Annotated in this window: 12 protein-coding genes; all 12 read left to right on the top strand. The window is 65.4% G+C overall.

All coding sequences use genetic code 11. The features are described 5' to 3' along the window. Positions 1–7: 7 nt before the first annotated feature. The 12 genes from HACJB3_RS11590 (at position 8) to HACJB3_RS11645 (ending at position 13,945) form a co-directional block, all read left to right on the top strand. Positions 8–532 carry an MnhB domain-containing protein gene (locus HACJB3_RS11590; RefSeq protein WP_008416602.1) on the top strand — a complete coding sequence of 175 codons (525 nt, stop codon included), beginning with the start codon at positions 8–10 and terminating at the stop codon, positions 530–532. Then, a complete protein-coding gene (locus HACJB3_RS11595; protein ID WP_008416601.1) occupies positions 532–903 on the top strand; it encodes a cation:proton antiporter subunit C in 372 nt (123 codons plus the stop codon). Before HACJB3_RS11590 ends, HACJB3_RS11595 begins: the two co-directional genes overlap by 1 nt. Continuing rightward, positions 896–2,422: a monovalent cation/H+ antiporter subunit D family protein gene (locus HACJB3_RS11600; protein ID WP_008416600.1), complete on the top strand. Its 1,527-nt coding sequence runs from the start codon at positions 896–898 to the stop codon at positions 2,420–2,422. The genes HACJB3_RS11595 and HACJB3_RS11600 overlap by 8 nt, the downstream gene beginning before the upstream one ends. Then, complete coding sequence (locus HACJB3_RS11605; RefSeq protein ID WP_008416599.1) at positions 2,415–4,193, top strand: proton-conducting transporter transmembrane domain-containing protein; 1,779 nt, start codon at positions 2,415–2,417, stop codon at positions 4,191–4,193. Before HACJB3_RS11600 ends, HACJB3_RS11605 begins: the two co-directional genes overlap by 8 nt. Further along, a complete protein-coding gene (locus tag HACJB3_RS11610; RefSeq protein ID WP_008416598.1) occupies positions 4,190–6,043 on the top strand; it encodes a Na(+)/H(+) antiporter subunit D in 1,854 nt (617 codons plus the stop codon). The genes HACJB3_RS11605 and HACJB3_RS11610 overlap by 4 nt, the downstream gene beginning before the upstream one ends. Before the next feature lie 177 nt (positions 6,044–6,220). Next, complete coding sequence (locus tag HACJB3_RS11615) at positions 6,221–6,607, top strand: MaoC/PaaZ C-terminal domain-containing protein (protein WP_008416597.1); 387 nt, start codon at positions 6,221–6,223, stop codon at positions 6,605–6,607. 48 nt (positions 6,608–6,655) lie between these two features. Beyond that, positions 6,656–7,225, top strand: a complete 570-nt coding sequence (gene hpt, locus HACJB3_RS11620; RefSeq protein WP_008416596.1) for a hypoxanthine/guanine phosphoribosyltransferase — start codon at positions 6,656–6,658, stop codon at positions 7,223–7,225. A 292-nt stretch (positions 7,226–7,517) separates the two neighbouring features. Next, positions 7,518–9,452 carry an ABC transporter substrate-binding protein gene (locus HACJB3_RS11625; RefSeq protein ID WP_008416593.1) on the top strand — a complete coding sequence of 645 codons (1,935 nt, stop codon included), beginning with the start codon at positions 7,518–7,520 and terminating at the stop codon, positions 9,450–9,452. Positions 9,453–9,541: 89 nt separating this feature from the next. Then, positions 9,542–10,498, top strand: coding sequence for an ABC transporter permease (locus tag HACJB3_RS11630; RefSeq protein ID WP_049934436.1), 957 nt, complete (start codon positions 9,542–9,544; stop codon positions 10,496–10,498). 3 nt (positions 10,499–10,501) lie between these two features. Then, positions 10,502–11,536 carry an ABC transporter permease gene (locus HACJB3_RS11635; RefSeq protein ID WP_008416589.1) on the top strand — a complete coding sequence of 345 codons (1,035 nt, stop codon included), beginning with the start codon at positions 10,502–10,504 and terminating at the stop codon, positions 11,534–11,536. After that, positions 11,536–12,612 (top strand): ABC transporter ATP-binding protein, encoded by a 1,077-nt coding sequence (locus HACJB3_RS11640; protein ID WP_008416587.1) that lies wholly within the window; start codon positions 11,536–11,538, stop codon positions 12,610–12,612. The genes HACJB3_RS11635 and HACJB3_RS11640 overlap by 1 nt, the downstream gene beginning before the upstream one ends. Then, complete coding sequence (locus tag HACJB3_RS11645; RefSeq protein ID WP_008416586.1) at positions 12,605–13,945, top strand: ABC transporter ATP-binding protein; 1,341 nt, start codon at positions 12,605–12,607, stop codon at positions 13,943–13,945. The genes HACJB3_RS11640 and HACJB3_RS11645 overlap by 8 nt, the downstream gene beginning before the upstream one ends. The last annotated feature ends 2 nt before the right edge of the window (positions 13,946–13,947 follow it).

Consider the following 13,947-nt stretch of genomic DNA (forward strand, 5'->3'; position numbering starts at 1 on the left):
ACTGGGGGTGGTCGCCGTGAGCGCGGACGGTCTGAACGACGATTCGTACGTCGAGAGTCAGGTAATCATGACGACCGTAAAAGTCGTCGCGCCGTTCGTCCTGACCTACGGCCTCTTCATCACGTTCCACGGGGCCGACGCGCCCGGCGGGGGCTTTCAGGGCGGGGCGATCATCGGGACGGTGATCCTCATGATCGCCTTCGCATTCGGGATCGAACCCACCCGCGAGTGGCTCAGCAACGCCGCGGTCGTCGGGTTGATCGCCGGTGGCGTCCTCGCGTTCGGGACGATCGGACTCGTGTCGATGGCCCGGGGTGGGGCCTTCCTCCAGTACGACCTGCTGCCGATCCACCACCCCGTCCGGTACGGCATCGAGAGCGTCGAGATCCTCGGGATCGCCGCGATCGTCTCGGGCACCGTGATCGGGCTGTTTTTCGTCACGGCCGCGGGCTTTACCGCCGAGACCCTCGCGCGACCCGAGCGCTCGCAGGCGGACCGACCGCGCGGGCCCGAGACGGGGGGTGAGGAGTGATGCTCGAACTGCTCGCCACCCGCTATGCCTACGTCGTGTTCATCGTCCTGCTGTCGGTGGGGCTGTACATGGTAATCGCGAGTCAGAACCTCGTCAAGAAGGTCATCGGGGTCAACCTCTTTCAGACCGCGATCTTCCTGTTTTTCGTCGCCGCGGCCTACATCGAGGGCGGCTCCGCGCCGGTGGTGCCCAAGGACCCGGCGGGCCCGACCGCGGTACTGGTCAGCCCGCTGCCCCACGTGATCGTCCTGACGGCCATCGTCGTCGGGATCGCACTCACAGCGGTGGGGCTCGCGCTGATCATCCGGATCTACACCGAGTACGGCACGCTCCGCGAGGACGTCCTCCGGGAGGTGCGTGCGGATGATTGAACAGCTCCCCGTCCTGTTGATCGTCACCCCGATCCTCGCGGCGACCCTCTCGTTGCTGCTCGGGGTTCGCTACGGTCGGGCGGGCTGGTCGATCGCCGCGCTGACGACGACGGCACTGTTCGGACTCGCGGTGTGGCTCGCTACCAGCGTGTTCTCGGGCGGGACGATCGTCTACGAGGTCGGGAACTTCCCCCGGCCCATCGGGATCGAACTCGTCGCCGACCGGCTCTCGGCGCTCGTGGTCGTGCTCGTGGCCGGCGTCTCGGCGGGCGTACTCGCGTACACCCGCCGGGGCGGCCCGCGAGGTACCAGCTTCTACAGCGCCTACCTCCTGTTGGTGGGCGGGTTGCTCGGGCTCTCGCTGACGGGCGACGTCTTCAACATGTTCGTCTTCCTCGAGATCACGGGACTGACGACCTACGCGTTGATCGCGAAGGGCGAGTCGGGCGAGTCGGCGGTCGCCGCGCTCAAGTACCTGATCATCGGCACGGTCGGGGCTTCGCTGTACCTGATCGGCGTGGGCTTTCTGTTCCTCGCGACGGGCACCCTGAACATGGTCGATCTGGCGGCGTCGATCCCCGCCGCCGAGGGCGGGTACGCGAACCCGCTGGTGCTTGCGGCCTTCGCGTTCGTCTTCGTCGGCTTCGCGATCAAGATCGCGCTGTTTCCCCTTCACACCTGGCAGCCCGACGCCTACCAGCGCGCGCCCGACGGCGTGACGGCGCTGATATCGGCGCTGGTCTCGACGGTGTCGGCCTACGCGCTGTTCCGGGTGATCTACTCGGTGTTCACGATCGAGTTTCTCGTGGCGACCCCCCACGTCACCGAGGTTATCGTCGCGTTCGGATCGGTGAGCGTGCTCGCGGGGACCGCCCTCGCGGTGATCCAAACCGAGATCAAACGCACTCTCGCGTACTCGTCGGTCTCGCAGTTCGGCCTCGTGGTGCTCGCCTACGGACTGGCCAACGAGACGGCGCTTCTGGGTGGACTCGTCCACCTGCTTGGCCACGCGATCATGAAGGGGGGGCTGTTTCTGGCCTTCGGCGTCGTCGCGGCCAAAACTGGCGCCCGGACCGTCGACGAGTACGCCGGTTTGGCACGTCGCGCACCGTTCGCGGCGGGCACGTTCGCGGTGCTCGGCCTCGCGCTGGTCGGCGTCCCGCCCTCGATCGGCTTCGTCGGCAAGTGGTACATCGCCGTCGGGGCGGTCGAGGCGGGGATCTGGCCCGTCGCGGTCGTGGTCTTCCTGAGCACGATGTTGACGCTCGCGTACGTCGCGCGGCTGATCGAGAAGATGTACTTCACGCCGCCCACAGGGGACGTCCACGCCGCCGAGCGCGCGGTCGCGGCCGACGGTGGCGCGGAGAACGACGCCGAGGCCACCACCCGGAACCCGGTCTCGGCGGGGATGCTCGGCGCTGCGGTGTTCGCGGCGCTTCTCGTCGTGGCGCTCGGTTTCTCGGGAAGCGTCTTCGACTCGCTGCTCGGTCCGTTCGTCAAGGTGGTTCTCAATGGTTGACGTAGCTAGCATCAGACCGCTCGCGGCCGTCCTCGTCTCGTTTCTCGCGGCGGGGGCGATCGTCGCGTCGTATCGCCATCCCAACATCCGAGATAGCTGGTCGGTTCTGGCCGCGCTAGCGAAGTTCGGGATCGTCGCGAGCATGCTACCGGGCGTGCTCTCGGGGACGGTCTACGTCTGGAGTTTCGGTACCTTCCTCCCCGGCGTGGAGTTCGCCCTGCGTGCGGACCCGCTCGGGCTGTTTTTCGCCCTGCTGGCCTCGTTCCTGTGGATCTTCACGGCGTTTTACGCGACGGGCTACATGCGCGGGCTCGACGAACCCAATCAGACGCGCTTTTTCGCCGCGTTCGCGGTGAGCCTCTCGACGGCCGTCGGCATCGCCTTCGCACAGAACCTCGTGACGATCTTCGTCTTCTACGAGCTGTTGTCGGTCGCGACCTACCCCCTCGTCGCCCACGACGAGGACGCGGAGGCCCGCATCGCCGGCCGGAAGTACCTCGCTTACACCTTCTTCGGCGGCGGCGTGTTCGTGCTCGCGGGCACGGTGCTGGTCTTTCAGATGGCCGGCACCGTCGATTTCGTCGCGGGCGGGATCCCGGCGCTCGCACAAGCGGCCGGCACCGACCCGTGGTTCGCCCGCCTCGCGTTCGGCCTCCTGGTGACGGGATTCGGCGTGAAGGCCGCGCTGATGCCGATCCACTCGTGGCTCGCGGACGCGATGGTTGCGCCGACGCCGGTTTCGGGGCTGTTGCACGCGGTGGCGGTCGTCAAGTCGGGCGCCTTCGGCATCTCGCGGGTGGTCCTCGACGTCTACGGGCCCGACCTCGCTGCGGACCTCGGGGTGCACATCCCGCTTGCGATCGTCGCGGCCTTTACCCTGACTGCGGCCTCGATCATCGCGCTGCGCAAGGACCACCTCAAACGCCGGCTCGCGTACTCGACGACCGCCCAGCTCTCGTATATCGTGCTGGGACTGTCGATGCTGCACCCGTATGCGATCCTCGGCGGACTCTTTCACATCCCCGCCCACGCGTTCTGTAAGCTCACGCTGTTTTTCTGTGCGGGATCGATCCACGTCGAGACCCACACCGACTACATCAGCGAGATGGCCGGGATCGGCAAGCGGATGCCCTTCACGATGGCCGCCTTCACGGTCGGCGCGGCCGGTATGGCCGGCATTCCCCTCGTCGCGGGCTTCGTCAGCAAGTACTACATGCTAATCGGGGGGTTGGGCGCCGGCGGTATCGGCGTCATCGGGGCCGAGGGCGCGACGATGAGCCCGCTGCTGGGGACGATATTCTCGGGATCGTTGATCCTCAGCGGTCTCTTGAACATCGCCTATTTCTGGCCGATCGTCTACACGGCCTACTTCGAGAGCGAGAACCGTCACGACGCAAAACCCCTCGTTGAGTTCCCGATGGGCGGGAAACCCGAGTCCTACGGCGTTAGCGTGGGACGGCTCACGGACGGGGGCAAGCGGATCGAGGACCCCGAACACGAAGACGGCTACGCGGTCGACCAGTTCCCGAGCGATCACACGGACGACCCGGGCTACGAACCCGACGATCACGACGACCACCACGGCGGCGGGCCGCCCGACGAGGGCTGGGAGCGCCGAACCCCGTGGACCGAGAGCACGTGGCTCATGCTCGCCCCCATCGGCGTCATCGCGACCGGCGCGATCGTTCTGGGGGTCGTTCCCGCGCAGGCGGTGTTCTTCGATCTGGCCGGCTACATCGTCGAGACCGTGACGGGGGTGGTCGTCCCATGACCCCGGTCGACCTGCTCGCGAGCGTCCCTCCGGCGCTCGTGGTCCTGTTCGCCGCGTTGCTCGTCACCCTCTTCCCACGGACGGCGGGGTATGCGGTGAGCGCGCTCGCGACGATCTACGTCTTCGTCGTCTCGTTGGTCGTCCCACCGGGCGAGTACCTCCCGGTGGTCTTTCTGGGCTTCGACGCCCAGTTACTCCTCGTCGACGACTTCTCGCGACTGCTGGGACTGGGCTTTGGCTTCCTCGGGACCGCCGCGGTGGCCTACGCCGCCTCCAGCGGCCTGCCGAAGTCGTCGATGGCGCTGGTGATGTCCTACGTCGCCTCGGTGGCGGGCGTGATCTTCGCCGGCGACTGGCTCACGATACTGTTCTTCTGGGAGCTGATGGCCGTTACGAGCACACTGGTCGTCTGGGTCTACGGCGGCGACGCCGTCCGGGCGGGCTTTCGCTACGCCATCGCCCACGGTACCGGCGGTGTACTGCTCATTTGGGCGGTCGCCTGGCACTACGTCGAGACCGGCAGCCTCGCACTCGAAGGCGGCATCGCCCCCGGCGCACCCGCGCTGCTCGCGGCGCTCGGGGTCGGTATCAACTGTGCCTTCATCGGACTGCACACCTGGCTGCCCGATACCTATCCGCGCCCGCACATCGCAGCGTCGGTGTTCCTCTCGGTGTTTACCACGAAGAGCTCCGCGTACGTCCTCTATCAGGCGTTCCCCGACGGCCATCTCTATCTCGCCTACATGGGCGGACTGATGGCCGTCTACGGCGCGACCTTCGCGCTGCTCCAACACGACATGCGCGCGCTGTTGTCCTACCACATCCAGGCCCAGCTTGGCTACATCGTCGCCGGGATCGGGATCGGCAGCGCCATCGGGGTCGCCGGCGCGATGGCCCACCTGTTCAACAACATCCTCTTCAAGGCGCTTCTGTTCATGGCCGTCGGCGTCATCATTTATCGTACCGGCGAGGAGGACCTCTACGAACTGGGTGGACTGTGGCGCGAGATGCCCCTGACGGCGCTTGGCTACCTGTTCGGGGCGCTCTCGATCACGGCGATCCCGGGCTTTAACGGCTTCATCAGCAAGGGGATGATCCTCGACGCCGCCGATCCCCATTACTACGGCGCGCCCGAGTACGAGGCGCTGTACTGGCTGCTCATGGCCGGAGCGGTCGGCACCCTCCTGTCGTTCATCAAACTGGGCTACTACGCCTTCCTCCACGGCCCGGCGACGACCGACGTAAAGGACGCCAAACCCGGTCAGACGGTGGGGATGCTCTCGGTCGGCGTCGTCTGTCTCGGGGTCGGGGTCTTCTGGCCCACGTTCATCGACCTGCTGCCGTTCTCGGCCGAGCTCGACCTGCATCCCTACAGCCCGGGACACCTGACCGACTCGGCGGTGCTGGTGGCCATCGCAGTGGTCGGCTTCGCGGTCATTAGAAAACCCCTCTCGGCGCTCGGGCACGTCCACGACGTCGACCGCGTGTTGAACCCGCTGGTCTTCTACACCGGTCGGGTGAGCGTGCTCGCGGTCACCGAGACGTTCGCCGCGGTCGACCGGGCCGTCGTCGCGGTCGTTCGGCGGTGTTACTGGCTCGCCAATCACCCCGTTCTCGCGGTGGGGCGGGTCACCCGACGGCTCCCGACGTGGCTCGTCGGCGATCACAGCCCCGCCAACGGGGGCTCGCGGGCGTCCTCGGATCGCCGGTTCGACGGCGGCACGGGCGTCGCGGGGACGAACGCTGACAGCGAGTCCGCGCGACTCTACCTCCGGACGACTATCGGCGGGACGATCATGCTGATCGTCCTCGCGCTCACGATCGTGCTGCTCGTGCTGGTCTTCCTCTAAGCACGTGTTTCCACCTCGGATACCCTCGCGCTGTCGCCCTGCGGGTCACTCGGTGAAACCCTGTACGAAAAAGACGGTACGGCGAGCCGCGCCGGCCCCCACCAGGGGCTGGTACCGCTACCGTAGCGCTGGCCGCTTCCCCGCGCTTTATTCTCCATCGGTTCGACGGTCGGTTCGATGCCAGCCGAGCCACCACGGGAGGGCGACACCTATACTCACGAGCGTACGTTCACCCCCGAGGACGTCCGGCGATTCGGGGAGATCTCGGGCGACACCCAGTCGATTCACACCGACCCCGACGAGGAGGGGCGACTGATCGTCCAAGGCCTGCTGACGGCGACCATCCCCACGAAGGTCGGCGGGGAGCAGGAGTTCATCGCCCGGACCATGGAGTACGACTTCCGGCGGCCGGTCTACACGGGCGAGACCATCACCTGCGAGTGGACGACCGAGACCGTCACCGAACGCGAGGACCGGTACGAGGCCAGCGGGAGCGCCGTCTGCCGGAACGAGGAGGGGACGGTCGTGATGTCGGGGTATTTCGAGGGGATCGTTCGGAAGTAGGACACGGGCGGATCGGCAGGTTTTACTGGCGGATCGAGTAGATACGGCATGGATCAGTTGCGCCGGTCGCTGCAGGACGCGCCCATCATCGAGAAGGACGGCTATCACTACTTCGTCCACCCCATCAGCGACGGTGTGCCGATGCTCGAACCCAGTCTGCTTCGTGAGATCGTCATCAAGATCATCCGCAAGGCGAGCCTCGAGAACGTCGATAAGATCGTCACGCCCGCGGCAATGGGCATCCACATCTCGACTGCGGTCTCGCTGATGACGGACATCCCGCTCGTGGTCATCCGAAAGCGCCAGTACGGTCTGGAGGGGGAGGTCGCGCTCTTCCAGGAGACGGGCTACTCGGAGAACCAGATGTACATCAACGACGTCGAGGCCGGCGACCGCGTACTGGTGCTCGACGACGTCCTCAGTACGGGCGGCACCCTGAAAGCGATCACCGAGGCGCTCGGCGACATCGGTGCGGAGGTCGAGGACGTCGTCGCGGTGATCAAGAAGGTCGGCGGCGAGAACAAAATCGACGCCTCGCCGTACGCGGTCAAGACCCTGATCAACGTCGACGTCGTCGATGGGGAGGTCGTCATCGTCGACGAACGGGGCGACGGCTGACCGACCCGACGGGATCGCCACCCAGTGGGTGGGTTCGCGAAGTTCCTCGTGGTGTGAGTGCCACGAGGTGCGCGACCGACCCGATAATGAACTATCAATGATGTAGTTAACGGCATGTATTTCTTTTCGGAAGATTTGTGACGATATGCCCTACTATTTGCCGATTTCCATACGTACACTATATTAAACTCAAGTATCGTGTAAATACGAAGCTTACATACCACAGGAATCGGTACATATATATGTATACGATCGACACAAAAAAAGTATGCCAGAAGGTCACAATAATCTCATGGATGATATCAACCGGCGCCGGCTCCTACAGGGGATGGGGGCGGCCGGCGTCACGGGCGTTGCCGGCTGTCTCGGCGGCGACAACGATGACGAGGAGGATTCAAGTGGTCCGGAGGTCAGCGACCGCGAGGAGGTCGATTTCGCCGATCTACAGGAAGGTGGGACGCTTCGGGGTGCGGTCGGCGCGAACGTCGCCTCCTTCGATCCGCCTTACAGTACGGACACAACCTCGACGCAGGCTCAGAACTTCGTTTTCGAGACCCTGATCACGAACGACCGGGAGGGCAACTACTACCCGTGGCTCGCGGAAAGCTACGAGCTGGTCGAGACCCAGGACATCGACCGGACCGCCTACGCCGACTACATGACGAGCGTGAGCACGGACGAGGAGGGCGTCTTCGAAACCGACGAGCAGGTGATCATGCAACACCCCGAGGACGATCCCCTAGAGAGCGACGGGGTCCGCGTCATCACGCCCGAACAGGCCTCGGCGGCCGTCGACGACGGCACCTTCGGGATGCAGTATCGCTACCGGCTCCGCGAGGGGGTCCAGTTTCACAACGGCGAGGAGCTGACCGCCGAGAACGTCACTGCCAGCGTCGAGCGCTACGAGAACTCCGACGTTTCGGCCCAGACGTTCGACTCGCTGTTGCACGCCCGCGCAATCGACGAGTACACGGTCGATCTGTTCGCACAGGTCCCCGACGCCGAGGCCGAAGGACAGCTTCCGGGGATCTACATATTCACGACCGAACAGGCCGGCCTCGAGGACGGGGCGATCGATCCCCGCCAGGGTAACGAACCCATCGGGACCGGTCCCTACCAGTTCGAGGACTTCTCGGACGAACAGTACTACGAGCTCTCGAAGTTCAACGAATACTGGGTCGAGGCCATGGGCGTCGATTCGATCGACTGGTTCGACGGCCCCGAGGAGTTCCCCGACGGCCCGCTCGTCGACGCCATCGAGATGGAGATCGTCCCCGACGCCGCGAACCGGGCGGCCGCGCTCCGGAACGACGAGATCGACATCACGACCGGACTGGCGACCGACACCCTCGACGAGTTCAATTCGGACGACGGCTTTACCGTTACCGGCATCGAGACCGGCGGGTACGAGTACATCCAGTACCCGGTCAACGTCGAGCCGTGGGGCGACCAGCGCCTGCGAACGGCTGTCAACCACCTCGTCCCCCGCGAGAACATCGTCCAGAACGTCCTCAATGGGTGGGCGCGCCCGGCCTGGACGCCCATCCCCGAACTCGCAGAGGAGTCGGGCACGACCGACCCCGAGGCCCTCGAAGAGGAACTCCGCCCCGCAAACGAGTACGACACCGAACGCGCCGGGGAGCTTCTCGACGAGGTCGGCGAGGACCTCGGGCTTGAGTACCCCCTCGAAGTCACTCTCGAAACCAATGCGGACAACCCCGACCGCGTGCAGATGGTCGAGTTGATCGCCGAGTCGATGGCCCAGACGGAGTACTTCGAGACTTCGGTCGAGACCTACGAGTGGAACGCCTACATCGCGCGGGTGCTCGATCCCGAGTACCCCGACGGGGGAATCATCCCGTGTATCGGGCTCTCGGGGACGTTCAACCCCGGCAGTTTCTGCGATGCGCTCCACGGCACCGCGAACATCGGGCAGTGTTGTAACCTGACGGGGATCAGCGACCCCGAGTTCGACCGACTGGTCGACGCCGCACGCTTCGACATCGCGGTCGTCGAGGACGAACAGCTTCGGGCCGAGCGCTACGACGAGATCTGGCGGCTGCTGGCCGATCAACGCTACAGTTCGCTCACCCACTTCGACCTGATGACGGCCGTGAGCAACACCGACATCACCGGCTTTGGCATCTACCCCTTCGACGAGGGGATCTACAGCTTCGCGCTGTACAACCCGACCGAAAGCCAGGCGATGTGGCTCGAACGCGAGTGATCGCGCCGCCGAACCGATGAGTAGCGGCCGTCCCGACCAGTACAGCTACGACGACCGACTCCCAACGAACGACCAACGATGACCGCGACATGAGTTTACGACGCTTCATACTGAATCGAGTGCTGTCGATCATCCCGATCCTCTTCGGCGTGTCGGTGATCACCTTCGGGCTGGTGCACCTCACACCGGGCGATCCCATCAGCCAGATGGTCGCGCTGAACCCCGACGTAACGGCGAGCCAGGAGGCCCAGTTGCGCGCGCGATACGGGCTCGACGGCCCGGTCTGGCAGCAGTACCTGACGTGGATGGGCAACGTCCTGACGGCCGATTTCGGCACCGTCATCAGAACCAACCGCGAGGTTTCCGCGATCGTTCTCTCGCGGCTGCCCGAGACGATCGCGCTTGGCCTGTTCGGGTGGGCCTTCGCGCTGATCATCGCGATCCCGACCGGGATCTACGCGGCGGTCAACAAAGACGAGTTCGGCGACACCGTCAGTCGCTTTCTGGCGCTGTCGGGCATCTCGATCCCGAACTTCTGGCTCGGGTTGATGCTCATTCTCGTCGGCGCGCTCTGGCTGGGCTGGTGGCCGGTGCTTGCACCCTCCCGATTGTCGCTGTACCACCCCCAGATGCTGTGGTACCTCATCCTGCCCGGCCTGACGATCGGCACCGCTTCTGCGGCCTCGATCATGCGGGTGATGCGCACCTCGATGACCGAGGAGATGAACAAGGAGTACGTCACCGCCGCCCGCGCGAAGGGGCTGCCCGAGCGACAGGTCGTGCTCAAACACGTCCTGCGGAACTCGCTGATCTCGGTGGTGACGCTGGCGGCGACGCTGACGGCGGGGATCGTCGCCGGGTCGGTCGTCGTCGAGACCGTCTTCAACTGGCCCGGATTGGGTCGGGAGTTCATCCAGGCGATCACCACCCGGGAGGTGAACCTCATCATGGCGATCACGCTGTTTACGGGCGTGTTCATCATCCTGGCGAACCTGCTTGCGGACATCCTCTATGCGGTGCTCGATCCGCGGATCAGATACGATTAAACCATGTCTACAGAACGAGGCCGAATTCGGATCACCGGGTTCGACGCGGAACGTGTCGAAGAGCGCGACCGTCTCTCGGAGTGGGAGACGGAGAGCGAGACGGGCACACGGAGTCGGTGGCGCCGGGGACTGGACCGATTTACACACAATCGATCGGCGATGCTCGGCGTCGCGGTCGTCGTCGCGATGTCGTTGCTGGCGATCTTCTCGCGGCCGATTACCGTCGGCGGTGTGCTCGTCCAGCCGATCTCGCTTGCGCCACACGCACCGACCGACATCCTATATCTGCAGGACCCTTCGGTCGGGGTCTACGACCCGCCGTCGCTTGCCTACCCCATGGGGATCGACGGCTCGGGCCGCGACCTGTTCTCGCGGGTGCTGTACGGCGGGCGCTTTAGCATCTCGATCGGGTTCATCGTGGTCGCGCTCACCGCCGGTTTCGGCGCGGTCTACGGGGCCGTATCGGGCTACTACGGCGGCTGGATCGACGAGATCATGATGCGGGTCGTCGACACCATCTTCGCGTTCCCCGGCCTGATCCTGGCGCTGATCATCGTCGCCATCCTCGGCGGGGGCTACTGGCAACTCGTCCTCGCGTTTACCCTTTTCGGGTGGGCGGGCTACGGGCGACTGGTTCGCGGGGAGGTGCTCTCGATCAAGGAAAACGAGTACGTGCTGGCGGCCAAGGCCCTCGGGGCGAAAGACCGATCGGTGATCTTCAGACACATCATCCCGAACGCGATGCCGCCGTTGCTCGTGTTGGCTTCGCTCAACATCGGCACCGTCGTCATCGGGGTCGCGGCGCTTGGCTTTCTCGGACTGGGGATGCCGCCGGGCACCGCCGAATGGGGGACGATGCTGGACGCGACCCGCGCGACGCTGATTCAGGGACCGGGCGGGGCGATCCCGTGGTGGGCGACGGTCTATCCGGGGCTCGCGATCTTCTTGTTCGTGATGTCGATGAACATGATCGGGGACGGCATCAACGACGCGCTCGACGCCCAGCAAACCGGCGTCGGACGCGGGGGTGAGGAGTGATGGCGCTGCTCGAAGTCGAGGACCTGACCGTCGAGTTCTACACCGAGGAGGGGGTCGTCACCGCCGTCGAGGACCTCTCCTACCGGATCGAGCGCGGCGAGAAGTTCGGCGTCGTCGGCGAATCGGGGGCCGGAAAGAGCGTCACCGCTCTCTCGTTGATGCGCCTCATCGAGAGCCCAGGGCGGATCGCTAGCGGCGAGATCCGCTTCAAGGGCGAGGACATCCTCGAACTGAGCGAACGGGAGGTCAGGGACCTGCGTGGCAACGAAGTGGCGATGGTCTTTCAGGACGCCCAGACCGCGCTCAATCCCGTCTACACCGTCGGCGAACAGATCGCAGAGGCGATCCGCCACCACCTCGACTACGACGACCGGGAGGCACGCGAGCGAACCGTCCAACTGTTGGACGAGGTCGGCATCCCGGAAGCCGAGACGCGGTATTCGGATTACCCACACGAGTTCTCCGGCGGGATGCAACAGCGCGCGGTCATCGCGATGGCGCTGTCGTGCGAGCCCGACCTGTTGGTCTGTGACGAACCCACGACCGCACTCGACGTGACCATCGAGGCCCAGATCCTCGATCTGATCGAGGAACTCGCCGACGAGTTCGACGTCGCGGTCCAGCTCATCACGCACGATCTGGGCGTCATAGCGAAGGTCTGTAACCGCGTGATGGTGATGTACGCGGGCAAGCCCGTCGAGAAGGCGCCCGTCGAGGAGCTGTACTACGATCCCAAGCACCCCTACACCGTCGGGCTGATGAGTTCGATCCCGCGGGTCGGCGACGAGCGAGACCGTCTCCGGACGATCCCGGGGACGATGCCCGATCTCGTCGAACTGCCACCCGGCTGTAGCTTTCATCCCCGGTGTCCGTACGCCGAGGAGGTCTGTACCCTCGAGGAGCCACCGTTGCTCGACCCCGAGACGGGCGCGGCAGCGATCGAAACGACCGCCCACTCGGCGGCCTGTCTCGAATGGGCCGGCAAACTGGAGGCGGGGCTCGACTACGAGGTCGAAATACGGGACGACGAGGACACGCACCGAAACCCGGCCCGCGCGGAGGGAAGCGATGACTGAGCGGGCCGAGGAGCCGATCCTCCGGATCGAGGGACTACAGAAGTACTACGAGACCAGCGGGGGCTTTCTCGATACCCTGCTCGGACGCGGCGGGACGGTAAAGGCCGTCGACGGGATCGACCTCGAACTGTACGAGGGCGAAACCCTCGGGATCGTCGGCGAGAGCGGCTGTGGGAAGACCACGCTCGGACGGTCCCTGCTACGGTTGATCGAACCGACGGACGGGTCGGTCTACTACCGAGGCGAGGAGGTCACCGATATCTCGAACACGAAGCTACGGGAGCTGAGAACGGACCTCCAGTACATCTTTCAGGACCCGTTTTCGAGTCTGAACCCCAGACTGACCGTCGGCGACATCATCGGCGAGCCGCTCGACATCCACGGGATCGCCTCCGGCGAAGATCGTACCGAGCGGATCTACGACCTCCTCGACACGGTGGGGTTGAACCCGAGTCACGCCAACCGCTACCCCCACGAGTTTTCGGGCGGCCAGCGCCAGCGCATCGGCATCGCCCGCGCGCTCGCGGTCGACCCGGAGGTGATCGTCTGTGACGAGCCGGTCAGCGCGCTCGACGTCTCGGTACAGGCCCAGATCCTCAACCTGCTCGAGGACCTCCAGACGGAGTTGGGCCTCTCGTACGTCTTTATCGCCCACGATCTGAGCGTCGTCGAACACATCTCCGATCGGGTCGCGGTGATGTATCTGGGCGAGGTCGCCGAGACCGGACCGACCGAGGCGGTGTTCTCGCCGCCCCATCACCCCTACACGGAGGCGTTGCTCTCTGCGATCCCCGAACCGGATCCCCGCTGGGAGGGCGAACAGGTCATTCTCTCGGGGACGGTGCCCTCACCGATCGATCCGCCCTCGGGCTGTCGGTTTCACACGCGCTGCCCGCGCGTCATCCCGCCCGATGAGTACGACCTCCCGGGCGGCGAGTGGCGCTCGCTGCTCGATTTCAAACTGCGAGTCGGGGGCGCCGACGGCCTCGAAGCGCTCACCGCGGCGAACGACGACGGCGAGGACCCTTCGGAAGTCCCGCGATCGGTCCTCGACGAGCGGATCAGGGCCGAGTTCGACCTCCCGACGCGACTCTCCGATCCGAGAGCCGAGGAGGTGCTTTCGGAGGCGATCGAGGCGCTCCACGCCGGCGACCTCGAGGGGGCCAGCGAACGCCTCGAATCGACGTTCGTCTCGCCGTGCGAGCGCGACGAGCCGGCGCTGACCCGAACAGGCGAGGACCACCGGATCGCGTGTCACCGCTACGACGGGCGCTACGACGCCGGGCGACCCGAGTCGTTCGCGGCGGGAACGGACGCCTCCGCGGACGACTGAGC

It is taken from the genome of Halalkalicoccus jeotgali B3, from assembly GCF_000196895.1.
Lineage (GTDB): Archaea > Halobacteriota > Halobacteria > Halobacteriales > Halalkalicoccaceae > Halalkalicoccus > Halalkalicoccus jeotgali.

Bases quoted from the DNA above. Each gene is read 5' to 3' on its own strand.
- HACJB3_RS11595 (WP_008416601.1), top strand. From the start codon at position 532: ATGCTCGAACTGCTCGCCACCCGCTATGCCTACGTCGTGTTCATCGTC.
- HACJB3_RS11600 (WP_008416600.1), top strand. From the start codon at position 896: ATGATTGAACAGCTCCCCGTCCTGTTGATCGTCACCCCGATCCTCGCG.
- HACJB3_RS11605 (WP_008416599.1), top strand. From the start codon at position 2,415: ATGGTTGACGTAGCTAGCATCAGACCGCTCGCGGCCGTCCTCGTCTCG.
- HACJB3_RS11610 (WP_008416598.1), top strand. From the start codon at position 4,190: ATGACCCCGGTCGACCTGCTCGCGAGCGTCCCTCCGGCGCTCGTGGTC.
- HACJB3_RS11615 (WP_008416597.1), top strand. From the start codon at position 6,221: ATGCCAGCCGAGCCACCACGGGAGGGCGACACCTATACTCACGAGCGT.
- hpt (WP_008416596.1), top strand. From the start codon at position 6,656: ATGGATCAGTTGCGCCGGTCGCTGCAGGACGCGCCCATCATCGAGAAG.
- HACJB3_RS11625 (WP_008416593.1), top strand. From the start codon at position 7,518: ATGGATGATATCAACCGGCGCCGGCTCCTACAGGGGATGGGGGCGGCC.
- HACJB3_RS11630 (WP_049934436.1), top strand. From the start codon at position 9,542: ATGAGTTTACGACGCTTCATACTGAATCGAGTGCTGTCGATCATCCCG.
- HACJB3_RS11635 (WP_008416589.1), top strand. From the start codon at position 10,502: ATGTCTACAGAACGAGGCCGAATTCGGATCACCGGGTTCGACGCGGAA.
- HACJB3_RS11640 (WP_008416587.1), top strand. From the start codon at position 11,536: ATGGCGCTGCTCGAAGTCGAGGACCTGACCGTCGAGTTCTACACCGAG.
- HACJB3_RS11645 (WP_008416586.1), top strand. From the start codon at position 12,605: ATGACTGAGCGGGCCGAGGAGCCGATCCTCCGGATCGAGGGACTACAG.